Genomic DNA, 24,670 nt, shown 5'->3' with positions numbered 1-24,670 from the left:
ACGTGGCCGTGCCTGTCGAATACGGTTCTGAGCTGGCTGTCGTCATCGTGACCTACTCCCCGGGCGAGACCCTCGACCGGTGCCTGGACACGCTGGCCACCGCGACCACCCGCCCGGTGCGGGTCGTGCTGGCCGACAACGGGTCCACCGACGGTGCGCCGGAGCGGGCGTTGGCGCGGCCGAACGTGGAGCTGCTGTCGACCGGCGGGAACCTCGGGTACGGGACGGCCGCCAACCGGGGCGTGGCGACGCTGCCGGCGGACTACGGCTGGGTCGTGGTGGCCAACCCCGACCTGGAGTGGGGCGACGGGTCGCTGGACACCATGATCGAGGCGGCCGGGCGGTGGCCGCGCGGCGGCGTGTTCGGGCCGCTGATCCGCGAGCCGTCCGGGGCGGTGTACCCGTCGGCCCGGTCGGTGCCGTCGCTGGGGCGGGGGGTCGGGCACGCCGTGCTGGGGAAGGTGTGGCGGACCAACCCGTGGACCACGGCCTACAAGCAGTCCTCGACCGAGGTCGTCGAGCGGGTCGCCGGGTGGCTTTCCGGATCGTGTCTGCTGATTCGGCGGGAGGCGTTCGATTCGGTCGACGGTTTCGATCCCCGGTACTTCATGTACTTCGAGGACGTGGATTTCGGGGACCGGATGGGCCGGGCCGGCTGGCAGAACGTGTACGTGCCGTCGGCGGAGGTGATGCACGTGCAGGGACACGCGGCGTCGCGGGCGGCCGAGGCGATGACCCGCGCGCACCACGAGAGCGCCTACCGGTTCGTCGCCGACCGGCATCAGGGCGTGCTGTGGGCCCCGGTGCGGTTGACGGTGAAGGCCGGTCTGAAGGCGCGTTCCTCGCTGGAGACCCGCTGAGCGCTCACCCGTCGGGGCGTTATCCGTCGAGACGCTGGGACAGGGTGGACCGGGTGGTCGGCGGTTCCTTGGTCGTGGGGATCAGGCCGTCCAGTTCCTCCGGCGCCGGCGGCGCGGGTGGCGGCACGGGCTGCGGCGGCGCGGGCTGCGGTGACGGCGGGGCGACCGGCTGGGTCACCTGGGTCAACGGCATCGTGGGCTGCTGAGTGGGCTGCTGGGCGGGCGGCTGAGTCGGCTGCTGGGGCACCTGCACCGGCTTCGGCGACGGTGTCGGCACCGGTTTCGGCGTGGGCGACGGCTTCTGCTGCTGACGGTGGATCGCCTGGCGGGTGTCCTCCAGCCGGCGCTGCCGGGAGCGGATCCCCGGCGGCGCGCTCACCACGTCGGTCAGCGCCTCCTGGGCGATGGCCGGGATGTTGTCCTCCGGCGCGCCCTCGCCCCGGCCCCGGGCCACCGATCCGGGTACCACCATCGTGGCGTCCGGGTCGCTCTGTCGCTCATCGTTGGCGGCGACGACGGTGCGCGGGATCTGCAGCGTGCTCGCGGCGTCCATGGGTGAGATCGCGCTCTCTGGTGTCACCACGAAGGCGCCTCGCGCCCGAGCCCGCGCCAGCGTGGCGTCAGCCCGTTCACGGGGGTCCATGCGTCGCCCACTCCCTGCGCCAGGTGGATGTTTGCACCCCAGCGTATTCCTTTCTTCGCCCCGCGTCAGCGAACACCGGAAATAGATCACTCACACGTGCGCCGCGTACCCGCGATCACGCAACAGCTCGGTCAGCTTCTTGATGTCCTGCGCGCGGTCGCGTCGGCACACCAGTACCGCGTCCGCCGTGTCTACCACGATCAGGTCTCGCACGCCCAGGGTCGCGATCACCCTCGGTGCGCACGGGACGGCGATCACGCCGTCCCCGTCGACGACCAGGACCGGGGCCTGGTCCGGGGAGACGTCGACCACGCGGGCGCCGTCGACGTCGCGGCCGAGCAGGGCGCCGAGGGTCTCGAAGTCGCCGATGTCGTGCCAGCCGAAGTCGCCGGGGACGGTGGCCACCTTGCCCTGCGCGGCGGCCGGTTCCATGACCGCGTACTCGACGGCGACCTTCGGGACGGTCGGCCACAGGTCGGCCAGCACGGTCTCCCGCCGGTCGGAGTCCCAGGCGGCGGCGATGGCCGTGACCGGCTCGTGGACGTCCGGGCGGCGGGCGGCCAACTCGGCGAGGAACACGTCGGTGCGCCACAGGAACATGCTGGCGTTCCACAGATAACTGCCCGACGCCACGTACTCGGCGGCCACCTCGGCGGTCGGCTTCTCGCGGAACTCCAGCACCGTCTGGCGCACGCCGGGGCGCGCCGGCTCGCTGCACCGCAGGTAGCCGTAGCCGGTCTCCGGGCGGGTCGGCGTGATGCCGATGGTCATCAGCCGCCCGTCGGCGGCGCCGTCGACGGCGTGCCCGACGACCTCGTGGAAGGCCGGCACGTCGGTGATCAGGTGGTCGGCGGCGAACGAGGCCATCACCGCGCCGGGGCTGCGCCGCTGGATCACCGCCGCCGCCAGTGCGATCGCCGCGCACGAGTCCCGCGCGAACGGCTCGACGAGAATGTTGCGTTCGGGAAGCTCCGGCAGCTGCCTGGCCACCGACGTCGCGTGCGCTGTCCCGGTCACCAGCAGCAGCCGCTGCGCCGAGCACAGCGGCACCAGCCGGTCGAACGTCGCCTGCAGCAGCGACCGGTCGGTGCCGGTCAGCGCGTGCAGGAACTTGGGGTTCGCCGCGCGGGACAGTGGCCACAGCCGGGTGCCGCTGCCGCCGGCGGGCACCACCATGTGCAAGTCGGTCGGGCTCATTGGGCTGACGATATCCGGGGTAGCGTCGGGCCCCATGAGGGCATCAGCGGCACGGCGCGACCACACGCCGGGACACGCCCTCGACCTCGCCGCCGTGCTCGGCCCGCTGCGCCGGGGCCACGCCGACCCGGCCTTCCGCCGCGACGACCACGGCGTGACCTGGCTCGCGGCCAACACCGCCGCCGGGCCGGGGACCCTGGCCGTGCACCGCGCCGGCACCGAGGTCGTCGGCCGGGCGTGGGGGCCGGGCGCCGACGCGCTGCTCGACGGCCTGCCGGCCCTGGTCGGCAGCGAGGACGACGACTCCGGGTTCACCGCCCACCACCCGCTGATCGCCGACCTGCGTCGCCGCCGGCCGACGCTGCGGCTGTGCTCCACCGGGCGGGTGTGGGATCTGCTCGTGCCGTCGGTCCTGGAACAGAAGGTCACCGGCTACGAGGCCCGCCGCTCGTGGCGGGAGCTGTGCCGCCGCTTCGGCGAACCGGCGCCGGGCCCCGCGCCCGAGGGCATGCGGGTCCCGCCGACACCGAGGGCCGTGCTGGACATCCCGGACTGGGAGTGGCACCGCGCCGGGGTCGACCTGGCCCGCCGCCGGGCGATCCTGGCCGCCGCCCGGGTCGCCCACCGTCTGGAGGCCGCCGCCACCCTGCGTGGCCGGCCCGGCCGTGACCTGCTGCGGACCGTCCCCGGGATCGGGTTCTGGACCGCCGCCGAGGTGGCCCAACGCGCCTGGGGCGACGCCGACGCGGTCAGCGTCGGCGACTTCCACATCCCCTCGATCGTCGGCCACGCCCTGCTGGGCCGCGCCCTGGACGACGCCGGGATGCTCGAGGTCCTCAGGCCCTACGCGCCGCACCGCCACCGGGTGATCCGCTACCTCGAAGGCGCCGGCATCTCCCGCCCGCGTTTCGGCCCCCGGTTCTCCCCCCGCGACTACCGGGCGATCTGAGCGGCCGCCAGCAGGTCGTCGAGCTCGTGGTCGGGCGGGGCGTCCAGCGGCCACCAGCGCAGGTCGAGGGACTCCTCGCTGCGGGTCTCGCGGGCGCCGGCCGGGGCGCGCACCAGGAACCGGACGTCGAAGTGTCGGGTCGGCACGCCCAGCGAGCAGGTGATCGGGTGCACGTCGACGTGCAGCGGGACCGGGTCGATGGTCAGGCCCTCGATGCCGGACTCCTCGGTCGCCTCGCGCAGCGCGGCGCCGGCCAGGGTCGCGTCGGTGCTCTCGCAGTGGCCGCCCAGCTGGAGCCAGGCGCCGACCCGGGGGTGCAGGGTCAGCAGGACCTGGTCCCCGGTGGCGTCCAGGACCAGCGCGGACGCGGTGAGATGACCTGGCTCGCAGGACCGGGCGCAGGAGTCGGGGCGGGCGGCGAGGAACCCGAGGAACGCCTCGCGCAGCGCCCGTTGTCCCGGGTCGGCCGGCCGCCAGGCCGTGAGCGTGGCCAGCGCGTCGGCGCGCACGGGCGCGCTCACCGGCGGACGAACCGTTCGTCGGGTTCGGTGACCTGGCGCGGGGTGAGCGGGCCCTCCAGCGGGTGACCGACGGCGACCGCGCCCAGCGGCTCCCAGTCGGCCGGCAGGTCCAGGACCTCGCGGACCAGGTCGGCGCAGAACATCGTCGAGGACACCCAGCACGAGCCGATGCCCTCGGCGGCCAGCGCCACCAGCAGACCCTGCACGGCCCCGCCGGAGGCGACGGTGAACATGGTGCGTTCGGCGGCGCCACGTCGGGCGTCGGGGTAGTCGTGGGCGCCGTCGAGGACCATGAACGGCACGACGATCTCGGTGGCGCCGTAGAGCAGGTCGCCCCGGCGGACGCGGCGGTCGATGCGGTCGGGGGTGAAGCCGTCGGCGGCCAGGTCGGCGCGCCACTGGGCCCGCATCTCGTCGAGCAGCCGCTTGCGCAGGCCCCGGTCGGCCAGGTGGACGAAGCGCACCGGCCGGGTGTGGTGCGGGGCGGGCGCGGTCAGCGCGGCGGCCACCGCCCGGCGCAGCGCCTGCTCGTCGACCGGGGTGTCGTCGAAGAACCGCACCGAGCGGCGCAGCAGCACGGCCTCGCGGCGGCCCTCGGCGAGCGCCTCCTCGGTGCCCAGCCGGAACAGGTCCTCGTCCACCGCGCGGACCAGGTCACGGGCGGTGGCCTCGGTGTCGGGCACGGCGGCGAACCCGCGGACGACCGCCACCGGCAGTGAGCCGAGTTTGCCCTTCACCAGGTCGGCCGCGCCGGCCAGTTCGTCGGCGACGGCGATCGAGGTGACGGCCAGTTCGTTGCCCTGGCGGTCGACCTTGCCGTGGTAGCCGTGCAGCACCCGCAGCCCGGACGCGCCGATCGCCACGTCGGTCTGCCCGACCCGCCAGGCGCGGCCCATGGTGTCGGTGATGACCACCGCGACCTCGACGCCCAGGCGTTCGCGCAGCCCGTGGCGCAGGGCGGTCGCCGAGGCGTCCGGGTCGCCGGGCAGCAGCGCCAGCTCGTCACCGGCCACATTGGACGAGTCGACCCCGGACGCGGCCTGCACGATGCCCAGCCGGTTCTCGGTGATCAGGGTGCGTTCGCGCCGGGCGAGGATGCGCACCGACTCGTCGAACACCAGTCGCCGGCGGATCCGGTCGCGTTCCTCGGGGTCGGCCGGCACCCTGACCAGCTGACCCTCCACTTTGGACACGACCTTGCTGGTGACCACCACGACGTCACCCGAGCGCAGCCACGGCGCCGCCGCGGCGATCGCGCCGGTCAGGTCGTCGCCCGGCCGGAACTCCGGCAGGCCGTCGACCGGCCGGATCTCGATCCGGCCGCCCACCGCGTGGTCGGCCCCGAGGTCCACGTCATCGCTCACTTGGTCACCCCCGCCAGGTCGAACGCCGCCAGCACCATGCCGGCCGTGGCGTCCACATCGGACATCAACAACGGCACCGCCCGAACCTCCACGCCCGGCACGGTCGCCGGGTCACCGGTCTGCACCAGCCAGCCGTCCAGCAGGCCGTCCTCCCGGCGGGAGCCGTAGTGGCGGCCGACCGCCTCGGCGGTGGTCGCCACCCCGATCGCGCTCAGGCACGCGTCGGCCATCCCGCGCACCGGCCGGTCGTCGATGATCGGCGAGACCCCGACGACCTTCGCCTCGGTCTTGGCCAGCGCGTCGCGCACCCCGGGCACGGTGAGCACCGTGCCCACGCTGACCACCGGGTTCGACGGCGCGAGCAACACCACGTCGGCTTCGGCGACCGCGTCCAGCACGCCCGGCGCCGGCGTCGCCTCCTCCGCGCCGACCGGCACGATCGAGTGCGCCGGCAGCGCCGCGTGGTGGCGGATCCACCACTCCTGGAAGTGGATCGCCCGCCGCTCGCCGGTGTCCGGGTCGTCCACCACGACGTGCGTCTCGACCCGGTCGTCGGACATCGGCAGCAGCGTGACCCCCGGCTGCCAGCGCGCGCACAGCGCCTCGGTCACCGCCGAGAGCGGATAGCCGGCGCGCAGCATCCGGGTGCGGATCAGGTGGGTGGCGATGTCCTTGTCACCGAGACCGAACCACTCCGAGCCGGCGCCGTAGGCGGCCAACTCGTCCTTGACCGTCCAGGTCTCCTCGGTACGGCCCCACCCGCGCTCGGTGTCGATGCCCTCGCCCAGGGTGTACATACAGGTGTCCAGGTCCGGACAGATGCGCAGCCCGTGCAGCCAGACGTCGTCACCGGTGTTCACGATCGCGGTGACCTCGTGTTCCGGGCCGGGTAGCCCGAGTGCGCGTTTCACCCCCTGCAGGAAACGTGCCCCACCGACCCCACCGACCACGACGACAACCTTCACGCCGCGATCCTCGCACGGGCGCTCAGCGCCAGAAGAAGAAGGCGATGTTGCCGACCGCGCCCAGGTACTCGTCCCCGCCGAACAGGCCGAAGGTCGAGTCGGCGACGCTCCAGAACGCCGTGCCGGCGGCCGGGATGCCGATCAGCACCGCGAACAGGACCAGCGGCGCCCACGGCCGCGCCTTGGCGCCGAAGCGCTGCGCGTCGTGGGACAGGTACGGCTCGATCGCGCCCCAGCCGTCGAGGCCGGGGATCGGCAGGATGTTCAGGACGAACGCCATGATCTGGAACAGCGCCAGGAACGACAGCGCCCCGCCGAGGGCCATCGACGGCTCGAAGACGTCGATCGAAATGATCAACAGGATGCCCATGGCGAGGTTCGACAGCGGCCCGGCGAGCGAGACCATCGAGTCGATTCCCCTGGAGCGCAACGCGTGGTGGTTGATCCACACCGCGCCGCCGGGCAGCGGGATGCCACCGATCGCGAGCAGCACCAGCGGGAACACCAGGCTGAAGATCGGATCGGTGTACCGGCGGGGGTCCAGGGTCAGGTAGCCCTTGAAGTAGACCTCTCGGTCGCCGCCCCGGTAGGCCACGATCGCGTGACCGAACTCGTGCAGACACAGTGACACGCCCCAGCCGGCGAGCACCAGCAGGAACGTTCCGGCCTGCACGGCGAACCCCGGGTCGCCGGGGAAGTAGTCGTCGCCCTGGCCGAACGCGACGATCACCCCGCCGATGATCGCGAGGGCGAGGATGGCGAGGAACACCGGCGAGGGCCGGACCGCTGATCGCTGCACACCCCGAGTGTGCCAGGGACGGCCGGCGGGCCCCCTGCTCGGACCCCGATTTCACCGGGTGCCGGCCCTTCGGGTGGACCGTTTTCCATTCGCCCCTTAGGGCATCACCCTCCCGGGTACTTCGCTTGACGCGCCGCCACTACACGGGTGTAATCACATCGATGTCATTCGTCGGTGAGAGGGCGAGTGGTGTCCGCCAACACGGGGAGCGCGAAAGGCGAGGAGGCGGACGGGCAATGACACTGGAAATCAGCGATGGGAGTCGCGTCGTGGAGTGGGGGGAGCACCCGCACGAGGAGCTGGGTGTTCTGGCCGAGCTTTTCGATGAGTCGGAGGAGCAGGAGTGGCAGGAGCGCGCACTGTGCGCGCAGACCGATCCCGAGGCGTTCTTCCCGGAGAAGGGCGGCTCGACCAGGGAGGCCAAGCGCATCTGTCAGGGGTGCGAGGTGCGCGGGGAGTGCCTGGAGTACGCGTTGGCTCATGACGAGCGGTTCGGCATCTGGGGAGGGCTGTCGGAGCGCGAGCGGCGCAAGTTGAAGAAGCGCGTGATCTGAACGCGACTTTCCTGATGCCCCAGGGCCGGTTCATGGCATCTTGTGCGAATGCCACGCTACGGCTCCCGGGGTAGGACGCCGGTACTGCGTACCGCTCCGGTACTCGCGGTGCTCGTGTGCCATGACGGCGAGGCGTGGCTGCCGGACGCCCTGGCGGCCCTGCGCGCGTCCACGCCCAGGCCACGGCACGTGCTCGCGGTCGACAACGGATCCCTCGACGCCACGGCGCGCCTGCTCGGCGACGCCGCCAGCGGCGAGAACCGTGTGGTCGACGGCGTGCTCACCCGCGACCGGCGAACCGGGTTCGCCACCGCCGTGCGGGACGCGGTGTCGGCCGCCGTCGAGCGCTGGGGAGACCCCGGCGGCTGGATCTGGGTGCTGCACGACGACTGCGCGCCCGAGCCCGACTGCCTGGCGACCCTGCTCAGGGCGGCCGAGGCCTCGCCGTCGGCCGGTGTCCTCGGTCCACTCGCGCTCGACTGGGACGACCCTCGACTCGTGGTCGAGGCCGGCCTGTCGACCGACGCCGCCGGCCACCGGCAAACCGGCCTCGGACCGTCCGAATTGGACTGGAGTCGGCTCGGGCGGCAGTACGGGCAGAGCACCGAGGTCCTCGCCGTCCCGTCGGCCGGCATGCTGGTACGCCGCGCCCTGTGGGACCGGCTGGGCGGCTTCGACCCGGCGATTCCGTTGCTGCGTGAGGACATCGACTTCGGCTGGCGGGCCAACCACGCCGGCGAGGTGGTGCTGTGCGTGCCCGCCGCGCGGCTGCGGCACGTGCGCGCGGTCCCGTCCGGACTGCGCCACACCGGGGCCGGTCCACACGGGTCGGTGGCGGCACTGGACCGGGTGTACGGCCTGCGGACGTTCCTGCTCAACTGCTCGCTGGTGTCGTTCCTGGTGGGAATTCCCCGGCTGACGGCGCTGAGTCTGGTGCGCGCGTTGGGTTTCGCCGCCGGGCGCAGGCTCGACGAGTGCCGCGCGGAACTGCTCGCGGTGCGCCACCTCCTCGGCGGCGGCCTGCTCGCCGGCCGCCGAGCCCGCCGCCCGACGATCGAGGTGCGGTCGGTCAGAGGCCTGTTCACCAGCCGCCTCACCAGGATCCGCAACGCCGTCCACGCCGGCATCGCCCACCTGGTCCGCCGCCGCCTCCAGGCCGACGCCGCCCTGGGCCACTTACCCAACCCCACCGCCGGCGACGCCCTGTGGCTACCGGCCGACGCCACCGGCCCCCAGGGCCTGCCGGCGGGGTTGGTCGGTGAGTCCGGGTCGCGGGGTTGGCCCGGCTCGCCGGGTGGGTCGGTGGGTGAGCGCGGTGCGGCGGGAACCGGGGTCGCCGGGGGTCGTCCGGCGGGGGTGGGCGAGCCCGACTCCGCGGGTTTGGGTGAGTCCGGTCTGCCGTCGGGGTTGGCTGGTGACTCCGGTCCGTGGGGCCGGGTGGGTGAGTTCGGCGTGCCGGATGGGGTGGCTGGGTCGGGCCTGTCGGGTGGGTTGGTTGGTGAGCCTGGCTCGCGGGATGTGTTGGGTGGGTCCGGTTCGCCGGTGGGAGGGGTGGGTGACCCTGACTCGCCGGACCGGTCGGCGGGTGCGCGGAGCCCGATCGACGAGACCGGGCCGTCGGCCGAGTCGGCGGGTGAGCAGCTGGGTGGCGGCGGTTCTCAGAGCTGGGCCGGTGAACCCGGGCTGGACGACACCCGGGCTCGGTCGACGGGTGATTCGCCGGGAGGGTCGGGCACGCCCGCCCTGTCGGCGGGGCTGGCGGACGAGCCGGGTTCGCGGGGGCCAGGGCGGCTGGCCGCTGGGGCGGAGCGGCCGGTGGCGGGGCCGGAGGCGCTGCCCGACGGTGTCGGGGGCCGGCGGCCACGGCGGCCGGCCGGGTTGCGGCGGCCGGCGACGGCGGTGGCCGTGTCGCTGACCTTGCCCGACCTTCCCCGGGGGCTGCGGCCCTCGCCGACCCGCCGGCCCTCGCCGGTGCCCAGGGACGGGTCGCGGCCCGCCCGGCCGGATCTGGTGGTCGTGCGGGTCGACCGGGCGCGGCTGGCGCGCCAGGTGCTCCTGGCGCCACCGGTACTGCTGGTGGTCACGCTGCTGGCCGTGGGGATCGCGGTGAACGCGGGGCGGCTCGGCTGGCCGGTGGCGGGCGGGCGGCTGTTGCCGGTGCCCGATCTGGGGGAGCTGTGGTCCACCTACCTCGCCACCTGGCACCCGGTGGCCGGGGGGACGGCGGCGCCCGCACCGGCCGCGTTGGCGGTGGTGGGGGTGTTCGGGGCGTTGCTCGCGCCGTTCGGGGGCGGGCCGGCCGAGGTCGTGTCCTGGTTGCTGTTCGGGAGTGTGCCGTTGGCGGGGCTGGCCGCCTACGTCGCCACCCGGCGGATGCCGGTCGCCCGCTGGGGGCGGGCGCTGGCGGCGGCCGGGTACGCGTTGCTGCCGCCGGGGATCACCGCCGTGGCGCAGGGACGGCTGGACGTGGTCGTGGCGCACGTCCTGTTGCCGGTGGTGACCGCGGGGATCGTGGCGTTGCTCGGGCGGGCGCGCACCGACTCCTCGCGGTGGTTGTCGATCGCGGCGGCGTCGGCGTTCGGACTGGCCGTTCTGGGAGCGTTCGCGCCGCTGGTGCACCTGCTGCTGGTGGCCTTCGCCCTGGCCGGGTTCGTCGTGGTGCCAGGGCTTCGGGGAGACGGGCGGCGGCGGGTGGTGGCGCTGTTCGTGGTGGTGCTGCTGCCCGTGGCGCTGCTGGCGCCGTGGCCGGCCGTGCTGATCCAGCACCCGGGGGTCGTGCCGCACGGCACGGGGGCGTTCCTGCCGGGCGAACCCGTCACGGTGATGGACCTGGTCGCGTTGTGGCCGGGCGGAGGCGGCGCGCTGTGGTGGGTCGGAGCCCTGGTCGTGGTGGCGGCGCTGGCCGGGCTGGCGCTGCGGCCCCGGCGGGCGGCGTTGCCGGGTCTCGGGCTGGCACTGCTGGGGGTGCTCGCGGTCGTGGTGGTGCTGCGGTTCCCGGCCGTGCCGCTGACCGGCGGCCCGGCCAGCACGGGCTGGCCCGGCGCCGGACTGCTGGTCGTGGGCTGGGGGTTGCTGCTCGCCCTGCTCGGCACCTGTCAGGCCGGCGCGCCGGAACGGGACACCGCCCGGGGCGTCGCGGCGCTGGTGCGCGGGCCCGCTCGGGACACCGTGCGGCGGGTCGCGGCACTGGCGGGCGTCGTCGGGATCGTGGTGATGGCGGTCGGGGCGTTCACCGGGCGTGGCGGCGGGCCGGGCGGCGGGCTGGGCGGTGGGCTGGGCGGTGGGCTGGAGCTGGCGCACACGCTGGAGCGGGAGCTCACCGAGACCGGGCGGTCGGTACTGGTCCTGCCGCACGGGCACGAGCCAGCCCGGATGACCGCCGGTCGGCTGCCGGCGTTCGGGGACGACGACCTGCCGCCCGTTGGCGACGGCGCCCAGCTCGCGCGGATCGCCAGCGGGTTCGGGACGGCCGACGGTGTGCGCCACGCCGTGGCCGAGGCGGCGGCGGCCGGGGTGCTGTTCGTCGTGCCCGGCAGTGAACGGGCCGGGGACCTCATCGAGGACGCGGCCGGCGACCTCGTCGCCGGGGCGCCGGCCACCGGGGACGGGCGGCCGGTCCTGCGGCTGCAACTTGCCGCCGGGCAGGTCACGTTGCTCTCGCCGGAACAGGCCCGGCGGGCGGTCACCGGCAGCACACCGCCGGCCGAACTGGGAGCCCCGGGGATCGTCGCCGTGGAGGCGGCGCCGCCGGGGGTCGCGGTGCGGGTGTCCGACGGCCCGGCCGGGCGGCTGCTGGTGATCGCCGCCGAGGACGAACCCGGCTGGGTGGCCACCGTCGACGGGCGGGCCGTGCCGGTGGTGCGGGCCTGGGGACACCTGGTGGCCGTGCCGCTGGGAACCACCGCCGCCGACGTCCGGGTCGAACAGTCGACCGGGTTACGCGGCGTGCTGCTGCTCGTGCAGGCCGCGACCGTGCTGTTCGTGGTGCTGACCGCGATCCCTAGCCGTCGCCCTCAATGACGCCCGGGTCAAGGTCCAGGTAGTTCGCCACCTGCTCCACCAGCACGTGGTGCACCAGATCCGCCAGGTCACCGCCGTCGCGGGCGCGGGCCTCCAGCGGCCGCCGGAACAGCACGATCCTGGCCTTCGTCGGCTGGCCCCGGCGGTCGACACCGGCCGGCACCAGCCGGGCCAGCGGGACACCGCCGTCGGCCAGCACACCCTCCGGGGGACGGTCGGTGCCGCGCACGTCCGGCACGTCGTCCACCGCGATGTCCAGCTCCGTCAGCTCCGTGCGCCAGCGCGCCTCGATCGGCTCCAACGCGGCGAGCACCAGCGCGTCGAAGCGCTCCGCGCGGGTCGAGGCCGCCGGCAGCGTCGAGGGGTACAGCGAGCCGCGCAGCCCCCGACCGTGGCGGTCGCGGTTGGGCCGGTAGCCGCGAGTGGTGGACACCACCCCGAGGGTACTGGGACACGAACCCGCCAGCACCGGTGTGGCTACCTGCCGGACGCGCCGCGAAGCGCTATCGTCCTCGCGTGCGAAGCGTGCGGAAGTGTTCCCGGACCGGGTGCGCCAACCCGGCGGTGGCGACGCTCACCTACGCCTACGCCGACTCGACCGCCGTCGTCGGCCCGCTCGCCACCTACTCCGAACCCCACAGCTACGACCTGTGCGAGGAACACGCGCTGCGCCTGACCGTCCCCCGGGGCTGGGAGGTCGTGCGGCACGACGGCGAGTTCGCCGCCCCGGAACCCAGCGTCGACGACCTCACCGCGCTCGCCGAGGCCGTCCGCGAGGCCGGCCGGCCCGACCGGCCGATCGACCAGCCCGAACCCGCCTCGGGCACCGGACGCCGCGGTCACCTGCGGGTACTGCCCAACCCTGTCGTCGAGTAGTACCCCGACTTCGCAGGGTGGGACCGGCCCGCCGGTAGGCTCGAAGCAAATCCGTTGACCTCATCGGGGAGCACTGGTGCGTGACCTGTCCGGCGTCTTCAAGGCCTACGACATCCGCGGGATCGTCGGTGAGCAGCTCGACGCCGACGTCGTGCGGGACATCGGCGCGGCGTTCGCCCGCCAGGTGCTGGGCGAGCGCGGCGCGATCGTCATCGGCCACGACATGCGGGCCTCCTCGCCCGAACTGGCCAGCGCCTTCGCCGACGGCGCGCTGCGTGAGGGCGCCGACGTCGTGATGATCGGGCTGGCCAGCACCGACATGCTCTACTACGCCTCGGGCAGCCTCGACCTGCCGGGCGCCATGTTCACCGCCAGCCACAACCCGGCCAAGTACAACGGCATCAAGCTCTGCCGCGCCGGGGCCGCGCCGGTCGGCCAGGACACCGGGCTCACCGACATCCAGCGCGAGGTCGAGGCCGGCACCGAGCCGACCCCCGGGGCCCGGCCGGGCACGCTGTCCACCCGCGACCTGCTGCACGACTACGTCGCCTACCTGCGCGGACTGGTCGACCTGTCCGGCTCGCGGCCGCTGAGGGTCGTCGTCGACGCCGGCAACGGCATGGGCGGGCACACCGTGCCGGCCGTGTTCGACGGGCTGCCGATCGACGTCGTGCCGATGTACTTCGAGCTGGACGGCACGTTCCCCAACCACGAGGCCAACCCGCTGGACCCGAAGAACATCGTCGACCTGCGGGCGAAGGTGCTCGAGGTCGGCGCGGACGCCGGCCTGGCCTTCGACGGCGACGCCGACCGCTGCTTCGTGGTCGACGAGCGCGGCGAGCCGGTGCCGCCCAGCGCGATCACCGCGCTGGTCGCCACGCGGGAGCTGGCCAAGGACCCCGGCGGCACGATCATCCACAACCTGATCACGTCCAAGGCCGTCCCGGAGATCGTCGCCGAGCACGGCGGCAAGCCCGTGCGCACCCGCGTCGGGCACTCGTTCATCAAGGCCGAGATGGCCACCACCGGCGCCATCTTCGGCGGCGAACACTCCGCGCACTACTACTTCCGCGACTTCTGGAAGGCCGACACCGGCATGCTGGCCGCGATGCACGTGCTCGCGGCGCTCGGCGAGCAGGACGGCCCGCTGTCGACCCTGACCTCGGCCTACAGCCGCTACGCCGCCTCCGGCGAGATCAACTCGACGGTCGGCGACCAGGCGGGGCGGATGGCCGCGGTGAAGGACGCCTTCGCCGCCCGCGACGGGGTGCGCGCCGACGAGTTGGACGGGCTGACGGTGGAACTGCCCGGCGGCGGCTGGTTCAATCTCAGGCCGTCGAACACCGAGCCGCTGCTGCGCCTGAACGTCGAGGCCGCGGACGACTCGGCGGTGGCCGCCCTGCGCGACGAGGTGCTCGCCATCGTCCGCGCCTGAGAAACTGGAGGAGCACGCCATGGCCGTTGCCCTGGACCCCAAGTTGCTGGAGATCCTGGCCTGCCCGTCGGAGGACCACGCGCCGCTGACCGTGGGCACCCCGACCGACCCGGACGCCGACGCGCTGACCTGCACCTCGTGCGGGCGGCAGTACCCGGTCCAGGACGGGATCCCCGTCCTGCTGCTCGACGAGGCCATCGAGCCGGGCGCCTCCGGGTCGTCGTGAGCGAGCTTGCGAGCGAACCAATGTCACAGGGCGACCGCGAGCGGCGGCACCGAGCCTGCGAGGGGGCGTCGTGAGCACCGTCGACGACACCCTTCTCGACGATCTCGACCGGATCGCCGAGGTGGACGTCGACGGCTTACTGCGTGCCAGCGCCATGGCCGGCGCCCAGCTGCGGGCGACCGTCGAGGGCGCCCGCGAGGCCGGTCTCGACCGCTACGCCGGCGCCACGCCCCGCGCGCTCGTGCTGATCACCCGTCCCGGCCTGAGCCCCGTGGTCGCCCGGTTGCTGCGGGCACTGCTCGGCCGGGCCTGCCCGGTTCCGGTCGTGCTGGCCGACACCGCGCCGCCGTGGCTGGGGCCGCTGGACATGGTCGTCGCGCACACCGACGACGCCGGGGACACCGAACTGGCCGAGTCGGTCGACCGGGCCTGCCGCTACGGCGCCGGGGTGGTGCTGACCGCGCCGGAGGACGGTCCGGTGGCCGCCGCCGCGGCCGGGCGGGCCGTGCTGGTCACCCCGCGCGTGCACGTGCCGCCGGGGCTCGGGTTCACCCGCGCGCTGGCCGGTGGGCTGATCACCGCGACCACGCTCAACCTGCTGCGCACCGACCTCGACCTGGTCGCCGACGAGCTGGACCGGGAGGCCGAGCGCGGCCACCGCCAGCACGAGACGTTCGTCAACCCGGCCAAGTCGCTGGCGCTGCGGCTGGCCGAGCGCACCCCGCTGCTGTGGGGCCTGGACGACGTGGCCACCGCCGTCGGCGGGGTCGCCGCGCAGGCCATCGCCACGCACACCGACCTGGTGTGTGACGTCGCCGCCTACCCGCAGGCCGCGAGCCGCACCGCGCTGCACCGGGCGGCGACCCGCGCGTCGGCCGGCGCGGACATCTTCGCCGACCCCGACGACCTCGACCCCGCGCAGGTCTCGCCGCTGCGGGTGTTCCTGATCGCCGTGCGGGCCGCCGCGCCCGACCCGGTGCGCCGGCTGGCCGTGGACACCTTCCCGGCCGCCGACCTGCTGTCGGTGTCCGACGAGATCACCGCCGACGAGACGACCTGCGCGGCGGTGCTGGCGCTGCGCCTGCAACTCGCGGCGCTGTACCTCGGCCTGGCCGCCGGCACCACCGGTGGCTCGACCTTCTACGCGCCGGCACGGCCCAGGGAGCACTAGTGCACCTGCTGCGGAATCGCGTTCGGCCCTACGCCTGGGGTTCGCGCACCACCATCGCCGCGCTGCTCGGCCGGGAGGTCCCGGCCCCGCACCCGGAGGCGGAGCTATGGCTGGGCGCGCATCCCGGCGACTCGTCGACGGTGCTGCACACCGACGGCACCGAGCGGTCGCTGGTCGACGTGCTCACCGAGGACCCCGCCGGCCAGCTGGGGCCGTCGGTGGCCGGGCGCTGGGGCGAGCGGCTGCCGTTCCTGCTCAAGGTGCTGGCGGCCGAGGAGCCGCTGTCGTTGCAGGCCCACCCGTCGGCCGGGCAGGCCGCCGAGGGCTGGGCGCGTGAGGAGCAGGCCGGGATCCCGCGCGAGGCCGGCAACCGCAACTATCCCGACCCGACGGCCAAGCCGGAACTGCTGTGCGCGCTCACCGAGTTCCACGCGCTGGCCGGTTTCCGCTCGCCGGACCGCACGGTGGAGCTGCTGCGCGCCATCCAGACCCCGGCGCTGGCCCCGTACGTCGACCTGCTGGCCGGCGAGCCGAACCAGGAGGGGCTGCGGGCGCTGTTCACCACGTGGATCACGCTGCCGCAGCCCTCGATCGACGCGCTGCTGCCCGACCTGCTGGACACCTGTGTGCAGCACGTCAAGGAGCACGGCGCGTTCGAGCTGGAGTGCCGCACGGCGCTGGAGCTGGCCGAGCGCTACCCCGGCGACTCCGGGGTGCTGGCGGCGTTGCTGCTCAACCGGCTGGTGCTGGAGCCGGGCGAGGCGATCTACCTGCCGGCCGGCAACCTGCACACCTACCTGCACGGCACGGCCGTCGAGGTGCTGGCCAACTCGGACAACGTGCTGCGCGGCGGCCTGACCCCCAAGCACGTCGACGTGCCGGAACTGTTGCGGGTACTGGACTTCGGCTACGGCGACATGGATGTCACCACCGGCGAGCCGGTCGGCCCCCGGCGGGTGTACCGGACCTCGGCGCCGGAGTTCGAGCTGTCCCGGATCGAGTGGGCGCGCGACGAGCCGAGGGCCGAGGTGAAGCTGGAGGGCGGCCTGCCGCGCATCATGATCTGCGTCGACGGCGCGGTGCGGGCGGCGTCGGTCAGCGGCCAGACGGTGGAGTTCGCCAGGGGCGAGTCGCTGTGGTTACCGGCGGCGGACCCCGACGTCGTGTTGACTCCCACCGACGGGCGGCACGTCCGGGTGTTCGCCGCGACGGTGGGTACCGAAACGGCCCGGGTGGCGACTCTTTAAGCTCTCGCTCGTTGTAAGCGACAAATCAGACTCTGGTAGGGGAGTTGCCGTGGCTGCAGGGGGCGGAACCAAAGCGATCTTGGCGGCGCTTTTCGCGAACGCCGGGATCGCGGTGTCCAAGTTCGTCGGCTTCCTGATCACCGGGTCGTCGTCGATGCTGGCCGAGTCGGTGCACTCGGTGGCCGACACGTCCAACCAGGGCCTGCTGCTGCTCGGCCAGAAGACCGCCAAGCGCGCGGCGACCCGCGAGCACCCGTTCGGCTTCGGCCGCGACCGGTACTTCTACTCGTTCATCGTCGCGCTGATGCTGTTCACCCTTGGCTCGGCGTTCGCGATCTACGAGGGCGTCCACAAGCTCCAGGCGCCGGAGGAGCTCAACGCCCCGATGGTGGCGGTGGTCATCCTGGTGGTGGCGATCGTGCTGGAGTCGTTCAGCTTCCGGACCGCGATCGTCGAGTCCCGCAAGATCAAGGGCGACGTGAGCTGGTGGGGCTTCATCCGCCAGTCCCGCACCCCGGAGCTGCCGGTGGTGCTGCTGGAGGACGCCGGCGCCCTGTTCGGCCTGGTGTTCGCGCTGTTCGGCGTGGGCCTCGCGGTGATCACCGGCGACCCGGTCTGGGACGGTGTCGGCACCCTGATGATCGGCATCCTGCTGGGCATCATCGCCATCATCCTGATCATCGAGATGAAGAGCCTGCTGATCGGCGAGGGCGCCACCCCCAAGGAGTTCGACGCCATCAACGCGGCCGTCGTCGGCGGCAAGGTCACCCGGCTGATCCACATCCGCACCCAGTACGTCGGCCCGGACGAGCTGCTGGTGGCCGCCAAGATCGCGCTCGAGCCCGGCCTGTCGCTCGCGGAGGTGGCCGGTGAGATCGACCGCGCCGAGTCGCGAATCCGCTCGACGGTCGCCTCGGCCAGGTTGATCTACCTGGAGCCCGACCTGGAACGCAGCACCGCCGAGCGCGCCCCGGAGTCGATCGCCCCCGACCGCGCCTGACCATCGCCTGACCATCGCGGTCTGGTCATCGCGGCCTGATCGGCTCACCGTGCGGGCACCGCCTCCCCGTCCGACCATGGACGGACACCAGAGGAGGTCGCGGTGCCCGGAACCGGACTGTGGCGGACGAAGTCGGTCGACCAGAGCATCAAGGACACCGACGAACCAGGGTCGCGCCTGCGCAGGGACCTGAGCGCGTGGGACCTGACCGTGTTCGGCGTCGCGGTCGTCATCGGCGCCGGTATCTTCACGCTGACCGCGCGCACCGCCGGTGACCTGGCCGGACCGTCGGTGTCGGTGGCGTTCGTGCTGGCCGCGACCGCCTGCGGGCTGGCGGCGTTGTGCTACGCCGAGTTCGCCTCCACGGTGCCGGTGGCCGGCAGCGCCTACACGTTCTCCTACGCCACGTTCGGCGAGTTCGCGGCGTGGATCATCGGCTGGGACCTGGTGCTGGAGTTCGCGGTCGGCGCGGCGGCGGTGGCGACCGGCTGGTCGGAGTACCTGCGCACGGTCCTGGGCTATCTCTTCGGCGACGGGGTGACCAGCAGTGTCGCCGTCGGCGGACTGACGGTGAACTGGGGGGCGCTGCTGCTGATCGTGGTACTGACGGTGGTGCTGGCGGTCGGCACGAAGGTGTCCTCGCGGGTCAGCATGGTGATCACGGCGATCAAGGTCGGCATCGTGCTGTTCGTGATCTTCTTCGGCCTGACGTTCGTCCGCGGCGAGAACTACAGCCCGTTCCTGCCGCCGGCCGAGTCCGGCACGACGGGCGCGAGCGGTGTCGACCAGACGGTGTTCTCGTGGCTGGCCGGCGGCCAGAGCAGTGCGTTCGGCGTGTTCGGGCTGCTGGCGGCGGCGTCGCTGGTGTTCTTCGCGTTCATCGGTTTCGACGTGGTCGCCACCACCGCCGAGGAGACCAGGAACCCGCGCAAGGCCGTGCCGAGGGGCATCCTGGGTTCGCTGGTGATCGTGACCGTGCTCTACGTCGCGGTGTCGCTGGTGGTGACCGGCATGGTCCCCTACACCGACCTGGCCACGACCGGCGGCGAGAGCAGGACGCTGGCCACCGCGTTCGCCCTCAACGACGTCGACTGGGCGGCGAACGTGATCTCGGTCGGGGCGCTGGCCGGCCTGACGACCGTGGTGATGGTGTTGATGCTCGGCCAGGTCCGGGTGCTGTTCGCCATGTCCCGCGACGGGCTGCTGCCCCGCGCGCTGGCCAGGACCGGCACGCGCGGCACCCCCGTGCGGGCCACGATCCTGGTCGGCGGCCTGGTCGCGGCGGCGGCCACGTTCTTCCCGGCCGGGAAGCTGGAGGAGATGGTGAACGTGGGCACGCTGTTCGCGTTCATCCTGGTCTCCGGGGGTGTGATGATCCTGCGGCGGACCCATCCCGACCTGCCGCGCGGGTTCCGGGTGCCGGCGCTGCCGGTGATCGGGGTGGCGGCGATCGTGGCCTGCCTGTGGCTGATGCTGAACCTGGCGGTGCTGACCTGGATCCGGTTCGCGGTGTGGATGGTGCTGGGGGTGGTGGTCTACTTCGCCTACGGGCGTCGGCACTCGCTGGTGGGGCGGCGTGTTACCAATGACCGGTGACCTTCCTGTGCCTCGACGTCGGTTCCACCTGGACGAAAGGTGTGCTGGTCTCGCCCGGCGGTGACGTCCTCGGCACGGCCCAGCACCGCACGACGCCGCCCGAGGTGCTCGACGGGGTCTCGTCGGTCACGGACGCGCTCGGCGAGGGTCGGGTGCTGGCGTGTTCGTCGGCCGGTGGGGGTTTGCGGCTGGCGGTGGTGGGGCAGGAACGGCTGATCAGCGCGGAGGCGGGCTACCGGGTGGCGCTCTCGGCCGGGGCGAAGGTGGTGCACGTGTTCGCCGGGATGCTGACGCCGGCCGACGTGCGGGCCGTGCGGGCCTCGGCGCCCGACGTGGTGCTGCTGGTCGGTGGGACCGACGGTGGGGACGAGCGGGTGCTGGCGCACAACGCGGGGCGGTTGGGGGCGGCGCGGGTGGCCGTGCCGATCGTGCTGGCCGGCAACTCCGCTGTCCGCGAGGCCGCGCTCGGGTCGTTGGCCGGGCGACGGGTGGTGGCCACGGCGAACGTTCTGCCCGACGTGGGCGAACTGGCGCCGGAGCCCGCCCGCGGGGCCATTCGCGAGGTTTTCCTGCGGCACGTGATCGGGGGGAAGGGGCTGTCCCGAGGCCCTCGGTTTCGGCGGATGGTTCGGACGGTCACTCCGGATGCCGTGTTGTCGGGGGTCGCTCGGTTGTCCGGGGTCTTCTCCGGGTCCGTGCTGGTGGTCGACGTCGGCGGGGCCACCACGGATGTGTACTCGGCGGTCGCCGACGGGGACAGGCCGGTGTCGGCCGTCGGGTTGCCGGCGGGGCGGCGGACGGTGGAAGGCGATCTGGGGATGCGGGTGGGGGCGCCGTCACTGGTCGAGGCGGCGGTGGCTGAGCGGCTCGACGGGGCTGGCGAGCTGAGGGCGGCCGCTGGTGAGCGGGCGTCCACGGTGTCGTTCGTTCCTGATTCCGTGGCTGAGCGGGAGACCGACCTTCGGTTGGCGGCACTGGCTGTCGTGGTGGGGGTTCGGCGGCATGTCGCGATGGTGTCGGGGCATCTGGGGGCGCGGGGGGCCGAGCTGGTGGTGTTGTCCGGCGGGGTTTTTCGGCACGCCGGTGACCTGGCGGTGTTCGAGGGGTTCGTTCGGGCGGCGTTGGGGGCCCATGTCCGGGGGGCCTCGTTCGTCGTTGACCGGGACGGGGTTCTGGCGCCCGCTGGATTGCTTGTCCAGGGAGGGTTTTCCGGGGTCGGGGATGGGTTGCTGTCGCGGTTCGCCTGATGCGTTTCGTCGTGTGTCAGCGAGGGGAGGGGAGCAGGGCCTCGAAGGCGCCCACGGTGGGTTCTGCCGGGTCCAGGCCGGCGGCCAGGGCCACCGCGCGGTCCCATTCGGGATCCGCCGTGTAGTTGGCGTGGCGTTGGAGGCCGGGGGTCCAGCGGCGGCCGGCCAGGGGGCTGGGGGCCGGGTCGGGGAGCCAGTGGTCCAGGCCAAGGACCAGGGCGCCGTGGGGAGCCCGGGTCGCCTCGGGGAGGGGGCCGGTGGTTCCGTCGGGGCGCAGGCCAAGGCCGAGGAGGGTGCGGTCGTAGACGCCCTGCTCCCAGGTGGTGACGGCGCCGCCCAACGGATCCGTGCCCCGGCACAGTGCTCGCCAGCGGGTGCCGAGTTCGCCGGCGAGGGTGGCGAGGGCGGTGTGCGGGAGGACCGCCGGGAACGCCCTGGCATAGGCCCATTGGAGTTGGGAGCCGACGGTGACCACACCCACCCGGCGGCGTTCGGGTTCGTTGAGGGAGTTCAGGATTCTGGCGGCCGCGACGGTCACCAGCAGACTGCCGTGGCTCTCGCCGGTCAGCACGACTCGGGTGCCGGGGTCGCGGAGGTGCTCGGCGGTGCGGGCGGCCAGTTCCGGGGCGACCTTCATGGCATAGCACGGGGGGACGATGGGGTGGGCCTCGCGCGGCCAGAAGGACGCCAGGTCGGCGAGGATTCCCAGTTGGCGGCCGGCTTCCGGCGCCCGTGCCGCGTTGTGGACGGCGCGGAGCAGGGCACCGGCCAGCACACCCAGGGTCAGGACGCCGAGGGCCGACAACGGCTCGGTCCAGGCGGGGAGGTGGCCGCCGGTGAGGCGGTTGACGATCGACACCGTGGCGCCGGCGGCCAGCACGGCGGCCGTGGCGAGGAGGGCGTGGTGGGTGTGCCGGCGGCGCCACGTCGCCGACCGCCAGGCCCTCGCGGCCCTCGGGAGGTCGGTGGGGTTGTCCTGGTGCAGCAGGGTCAGGACGGCTTCGTCGTCGGTGAGGGTTCCCGTTCGGAGTCTGGTCATCGCGACGGCGACGGCGACGACGGCGACCACCAGGGCGAGGATGGCGGCGGCGCCCCACAACAACGTCACCGACTCGTAGCCGGCGGGAACTTCGAAGCCGATGAGGCGTTGGACGGCGATCGCCAGGCCGGCGCCGAAACCACCGCCCAACAGCGCCGCCAGGGCCAGGACGGGGGCCGACATCCAGCCGCCGGCCCACGGGCGCAGCGACCGGGGCAGGGTGCGCCAGTCGGCTCGGGCGATCCGTGCCGCGGGGATGAGCAGGAGCCCGAGGACCACGACGATGACCACCAGCGCGGCGGCCACGGCCTCGACCGTGGCGTCGGTACCGGGGAGGGCGGCGGGCAGCGGCTGTTGCACGGCCGCCGAGGCGGCGACCAGCGCCACCCCGACAGCCAGCATCGCGCGGCGGGTTCGGCGGCCGAGGACCACGCGCAGCCGGTGCCCGGCCCGGGCGGGCTCGGCGCCGGCGGGGTCGTCCAGGAGCAGCACGCCGGTCAGGGCGACCACCAGCAGCGCCAGCGACACCGCCCACAGCGCGGCCGGCACGCCGGACGTCGAGGCGAACGGGCCACCCAGGGGGAGCAGGGCGACGGTGGCCAGGGCGGCGACCAGGTGCAGGGCGCGCAACGTCGGAGTGTCCGGGTCGGCCGCCAGGTTGGTGCCGGGAAGCTGGACGCGGGTGTTCGGCGGGGTCGGCGGCGGGTTGTCGGCCGACCGTGCCGTGTCCCAGGCCACACAGGACACGCGGTGCAGGACCAGGATCGTCGCCAGGACCGGGAGCAGGCCGACCACCGGTCGCACCAGGTACGCCGACCGCAGCCAGTCCGGCACCGCCGTCAGACACCGCGCGCCGGGCGCCAGGCACTGGGCGGCGATCAGGTCCAGGCTCACCACCGCCACCTGGGTGACCAGCAACATCGTCAGCAGCGCCCCGGCCAGGCGCAGCAGCGTGCGGTTCGCCGCCGCCAGGCGTGCCGCCAGACGGTGGCCGCTGGGCGCCGGCGGCAGCATCCAGTGCGCGACGTTGGCCAGGGAGAACGGGAACAGCAACGCCCACGTCGCCTTCGCCGCCCCGCCCGAGGTCATGCCGCCCCAGACGTAGCCCTCCACGACCCTCGGGATCGACTGGCCCTCCGCGCGCAGCATCGGGCCGGGTGCGGGGCGCAGCAACCGGTCCGCCGGGCGGACGAACCGGCCCACCCCGTCCCCGGCGACGTCCACGGCCGCGACGGCCGAGACGAGCGACTCGGGGGTGGTGCCCATCGCCCCGTGGACGCGTAGTTCGACGACACGGGTGTCGGGACCGGGAGTCAACAAGAGAATGCCTCCACTGCTCCATAGCCACTCGAGTCGATCAAATTCGAGTAACGGTACTGTCCTGCCGATGGCTTTTTAGTTTGGAGGATGCACGGGATGACCGCAGGCAACAGCCAGGATGCGACCACGGCACGCTACGCCAGGAAGGTCGGTGAGCTGGACTTCGCGGTGGCCGACCTCGCAGAGGCCGAGTTCGGCCGCAAGGAGATCCGTCTCGCCGAGCACGAGATGCCCGGCCTGATGGCGCTGCGCCGCGAGTACGCGGAGGTCTACCCCCTGCGTGGGGCTCGGATCTCCGGTTCCCTGCACATGACCGTGCAGACCGCGGTGCTGATCGAGACCCTCGTCGCGCTGGGCGCCGAGGTTCGCTGGGCGTCGTGCAACATCTTCTCCACCCAGGACCACGCGGCCGCGGCCGTCGTCGTGGGTCCGCACGGCACCCCCGAGGAGCCCAAGGGCGTCCCGGTTTTCGCCTGGAAGGGCGAGACCCTGGAGGAGTACTGGTGGTGCACCGAGCAGATGCTCACCTGGCCGGGCGGCGGGGCGCCGAACATGCTCCTCGACGACGGCGGTGACGCGACCCTGCTGGTGCACAAGGGCACCCAGTACGAGGCCGCCGGAGTCGTGCCGCAGCCCGAGGCGGACGACCCCGAGGAGTGGAAGATCATCCTCGAGACGCTGCGCAACTCGCTGGTCGCCGACGCCAAGAAGTGGACGCGGACCGGCGTGGAGATCAAGGGCGTCACCGAGGAGACCACCACCGGCGTGCTGCGCCTGTACCAGCTGGCCGCCGCGGGCGAGCTGCTGTTCCCGGCGATCAACGTCAACGACTCGGTCACGAAGTCCAAGTTCGACAACAAGTACGGCATCCGCCACTCGTTGGTCGACGGGATCAACCGGGGCACCGACGTGCTCATCGGCGGCAAGGTCGCGGTCGTCTGCGGCTACGGCGACGTCGGCAAGGGCTCGGCGGAGTCGCTGCGCGGCCAGGGCGCGCGGGTGATCATCACCGAGATCGACCCGATCTGCGCGCTGCAGGCCGCGATGGACGGCTACGACGTGCAGCGCCTGGAGGACGTGCTGGACAAGGCCGACATCGTCATCACCACCACCGGCAACAAGGACGTGGTGATGGTCGAGCACATGGCGCGGATGAAGCACCAGGCGATCCTCGGCAACGTCGGCCACTTCGACAACGAGCTCGACATGACCGGCCTCGCCCGCTACCCGGGCATCCAGCGGATCAACATCAAGCCGCAGGTCGACGAGTGGGTGTTCCCCGACGGGCACTCGATCCTCGTGCTGTCCGAGGGCCGGCTGATGAACCTGGGCAACGCGACCGGCCACCCGTCGTTCGTGATGTCGAACTCCTTCTCCAACCAGGTGATCGCGCAGGTCGAGCTGTTCACCAAGAACGAGGAGTACGACAAGGAGGTGTACCGCCTGCCCAAGAAGCTCGACGAGAAGGTCGCGCGCATCCACGTGGAGGCGCTGGGCGGCCAGCTCACCAAGCTGACCAAGGAGCAGGCCGAGTACATCGACGTCGACGTCGAGGGCCCCTACAAGTCCGAGCACTACCGCTACTGAGTCGGACACCGCGGCCGGCCACGCCCCTCGGGGCGTGGCCGGCTGTCGTTTCAG

21 protein-coding genes are annotated in these 24,670 nt (G+C 73.3%); 13 read left to right on the top strand and 8 right to left on the bottom strand.

Annotation, left to right across the window (positions count from 1 at the left end):
• The first annotated feature begins 2 nt into the window (after positions 1–2).
• The gene (locus BLA60_RS39845; protein ID WP_075138285.1) at positions 3–860 is read left to right on the top strand and encodes a glycosyltransferase family 2 protein; all 858 of its coding nucleotides are present in this window, start codon (positions 3–5) and stop codon (positions 858–860) included.
• A gap of 19 nt (positions 861–879) precedes the next feature.
• Here the strand turns inward: BLA60_RS39845 and BLA60_RS39840 are convergent, their stop codons facing one another.
• Positions 880–1,413 carry a hypothetical protein gene (locus tag BLA60_RS39840; protein ID WP_162293084.1) on the bottom strand — a complete coding sequence of 178 codons (534 nt, stop codon included), beginning with the start codon at positions 1,411–1,413 and terminating at the stop codon, positions 880–882.
• A gap of 180 nt (positions 1,414–1,593) precedes the next feature.
• The gene (locus BLA60_RS39835) at positions 1,594–2,700 is read right to left on the bottom strand and encodes a mannose-1-phosphate guanylyltransferase (protein WP_075138283.1); all 1,107 of its coding nucleotides are present in this window, start codon (positions 2,698–2,700) and stop codon (positions 1,594–1,596) included.
• 34 nt (positions 2,701–2,734) lie between these two features.
• Here BLA60_RS39835 and BLA60_RS39830 point away from each other — a divergent pair, with 34 nt between their 5' ends.
• The gene (locus BLA60_RS39830) at positions 2,735–3,649 is read left to right on the top strand and encodes a DNA-3-methyladenine glycosylase family protein (protein WP_075138282.1); all 915 of its coding nucleotides are present in this window, start codon (positions 2,735–2,737) and stop codon (positions 3,647–3,649) included.
• Here BLA60_RS39830 and BLA60_RS39825 read toward each other — a convergent pair.
• From BLA60_RS39825 to BLA60_RS39810, 4 genes are read right to left on the bottom strand one after another with little or no spacing between them, the layout of a single operon-like run.
• Positions 3,634–4,170, bottom strand: a complete 537-nt coding sequence (locus BLA60_RS39825; protein WP_075138281.1) for an NUDIX hydrolase — start codon at positions 4,168–4,170, stop codon at positions 3,634–3,636. The genes BLA60_RS39830 and BLA60_RS39825 overlap by 16 nt on opposite strands.
• On the bottom strand, positions 4,167–5,534 hold the full coding sequence (locus BLA60_RS39820; RefSeq protein ID WP_245812487.1) for a coenzyme F420-0:L-glutamate ligase: 1,368 nt from the start codon (positions 5,532–5,534) through the stop codon (positions 4,167–4,169). Before BLA60_RS39820 ends, BLA60_RS39825 begins: the two co-directional genes overlap by 4 nt.
• Positions 5,531–6,499, bottom strand: a complete 969-nt coding sequence (gene cofD / locus BLA60_RS39815; protein WP_075138280.1) for a 2-phospho-L-lactate transferase — start codon at positions 6,497–6,499, stop codon at positions 5,531–5,533. The genes BLA60_RS39820 and cofD overlap by 4 nt, the downstream gene beginning before the upstream one ends.
• A 22-nt stretch (positions 6,500–6,521) precedes the next feature.
• Positions 6,522–7,298 carry a site-2 protease family protein gene (locus BLA60_RS39810; RefSeq protein WP_075138279.1) on the bottom strand — a complete coding sequence of 259 codons (777 nt, stop codon included), beginning with the start codon at positions 7,296–7,298 and terminating at the stop codon, positions 6,522–6,524.
• Between the two features lie 236 nt (positions 7,299–7,534).
• On the opposite strand from BLA60_RS39810, the gene BLA60_RS39805 reads away from it, so the two are divergent.
• Positions 7,535–7,852: a WhiB family transcriptional regulator gene (locus BLA60_RS39805; protein WP_075138278.1), complete on the top strand. Its 318-nt coding sequence runs from the start codon at positions 7,535–7,537 to the stop codon at positions 7,850–7,852.
• A gap of 48 nt (positions 7,853–7,900) precedes the next feature.
• Positions 7,901–11,872: a glycosyltransferase gene (locus BLA60_RS45170; protein WP_211289014.1), complete on the top strand. Its 3,972-nt coding sequence runs from the start codon at positions 7,901–7,903 to the stop codon at positions 11,870–11,872.
• On the opposite strand, the gene BLA60_RS39795 is transcribed toward BLA60_RS45170, so the two are convergent.
• Positions 11,853–12,305 (bottom strand): metallopeptidase family protein, encoded by a 453-nt coding sequence (locus BLA60_RS39795; protein WP_075138298.1) that lies wholly within the window; start codon positions 12,303–12,305, stop codon positions 11,853–11,855. The two genes, BLA60_RS45170 and BLA60_RS39795, sit on opposite strands and share 20 nt — an antisense overlap.
• 83 nt (positions 12,306–12,388) lie before the next feature.
• Here BLA60_RS39795 and BLA60_RS39790 point away from each other — a divergent pair, with 83 nt between their 5' ends.
• From BLA60_RS39790 to BLA60_RS39755, 8 genes are all read left to right on the top strand, one after another.
• Positions 12,389–12,748, top strand: coding sequence for a DUF3499 domain-containing protein (locus tag BLA60_RS39790; protein ID WP_075138276.1), 360 nt, complete (start codon positions 12,389–12,391; stop codon positions 12,746–12,748).
• Between the two features lie 76 nt (positions 12,749–12,824).
• On the top strand, positions 12,825–14,183 hold the full coding sequence (locus BLA60_RS39785; RefSeq protein WP_075138275.1) for a phosphomannomutase/phosphoglucomutase: 1,359 nt from the start codon (positions 12,825–12,827) through the stop codon (positions 14,181–14,183).
• A 19-nt stretch (positions 14,184–14,202) separates the two neighbouring features.
• Entirely contained in the window at positions 14,203–14,409 is a 207-nt protein-coding gene (locus BLA60_RS39780; RefSeq protein ID WP_075138274.1) for a Trm112 family protein, read from the top strand.
• Positions 14,410–14,479: 70 nt separating this feature from the next.
• A complete protein-coding gene (locus BLA60_RS39775) occupies positions 14,480–15,580 on the top strand; it encodes a hypothetical protein (protein WP_075138273.1) in 1,101 nt (366 codons plus the stop codon).
• On the top strand, positions 15,580–16,827 hold the full coding sequence (gene manA / locus BLA60_RS39770) for a mannose-6-phosphate isomerase, class I (RefSeq protein ID WP_075138272.1): 1,248 nt from the start codon (positions 15,580–15,582) through the stop codon (positions 16,825–16,827). Before BLA60_RS39775 ends, manA begins: the two co-directional genes overlap by 1 nt.
• Positions 16,828–16,876: 49 nt before the next feature.
• Positions 16,877–17,827, top strand: a complete 951-nt coding sequence (locus tag BLA60_RS39765; protein WP_075138271.1) for a cation diffusion facilitator family transporter — start codon at positions 16,877–16,879, stop codon at positions 17,825–17,827.
• A gap of 102 nt (positions 17,828–17,929) precedes the next feature.
• Positions 17,930–19,423 (top strand): amino acid permease, encoded by a 1,494-nt coding sequence (locus tag BLA60_RS39760; protein ID WP_075138270.1) that lies wholly within the window; start codon positions 17,930–17,932, stop codon positions 19,421–19,423.
• Positions 19,420–20,670, top strand: coding sequence for a glutamate mutase L (locus tag BLA60_RS39755; RefSeq protein WP_075138269.1), 1,251 nt, complete (start codon positions 19,420–19,422; stop codon positions 20,668–20,670). Before BLA60_RS39760 ends, BLA60_RS39755 begins: the two co-directional genes overlap by 4 nt.
• Positions 20,671–20,686: 16 nt before the next feature.
• On the opposite strand, the gene BLA60_RS44100 is transcribed toward BLA60_RS39755, so the two are convergent.
• Positions 20,687–23,029 (bottom strand): hypothetical protein, encoded by a 2,343-nt coding sequence (locus BLA60_RS44100; RefSeq protein ID WP_154814938.1) that lies wholly within the window; start codon positions 23,027–23,029, stop codon positions 20,687–20,689.
• 96 nt (positions 23,030–23,125) lie between these two features.
• Here BLA60_RS44100 and ahcY point away from each other — a divergent pair, with 96 nt between their 5' ends.
• On the top strand, positions 23,126–24,616 hold the full coding sequence (gene ahcY, locus BLA60_RS39745; protein WP_075138267.1) for an adenosylhomocysteinase: 1,491 nt from the start codon (positions 23,126–23,128) through the stop codon (positions 24,614–24,616).
• Positions 24,617–24,670: the final 54 nt, after the last annotated feature.

The sequence above is a fragment of the Actinophytocola xinjiangensis genome (assembly GCF_001921215.1).
GTDB lineage: Bacteria > Actinomycetota > Actinomycetes > Mycobacteriales > Pseudonocardiaceae > Actinophytocola > Actinophytocola xinjiangensis.
The sequence above is the reverse complement of the archived record's forward strand: the minus strand, read 5'-3'. Positions and strand labels throughout refer to the sequence as shown.

Bases quoted from the DNA above. Each gene is read 5' to 3' on its own strand.
- BLA60_RS45170 (WP_211289014.1), top strand. From the start codon at position 7,901: ATGCCACGCTACGGCTCCCGGGGTAGGACGCCGGTACTGCGTACCGCT.
- BLA60_RS39830 (WP_075138282.1), top strand. From the start codon at position 2,735: ATGAGGGCATCAGCGGCACGGCGCGACCACACGCCGGGACACGCCCTC.
- BLA60_RS39780 (WP_075138274.1), top strand. From the start codon at position 14,203: ATGGCCGTTGCCCTGGACCCCAAGTTGCTGGAGATCCTGGCCTGCCCG.
- BLA60_RS39835 (WP_075138283.1), bottom strand. From the start codon at position 2,700: ATGAGCCCGACCGACTTGCACATGGTGGTGCCCGCCGGCGGCAGCGGC.
- BLA60_RS39805 (WP_075138278.1), top strand. From the start codon at position 7,535: ATGACACTGGAAATCAGCGATGGGAGTCGCGTCGTGGAGTGGGGGGAG.
- ahcY (WP_075138267.1), top strand. From the start codon at position 23,126: ATGACCGCAGGCAACAGCCAGGATGCGACCACGGCACGCTACGCCAGG.
- BLA60_RS39840 (WP_162293084.1), bottom strand. From the start codon at position 1,413: ATGGACGCCGCGAGCACGCTGCAGATCCCGCGCACCGTCGTCGCCGCC.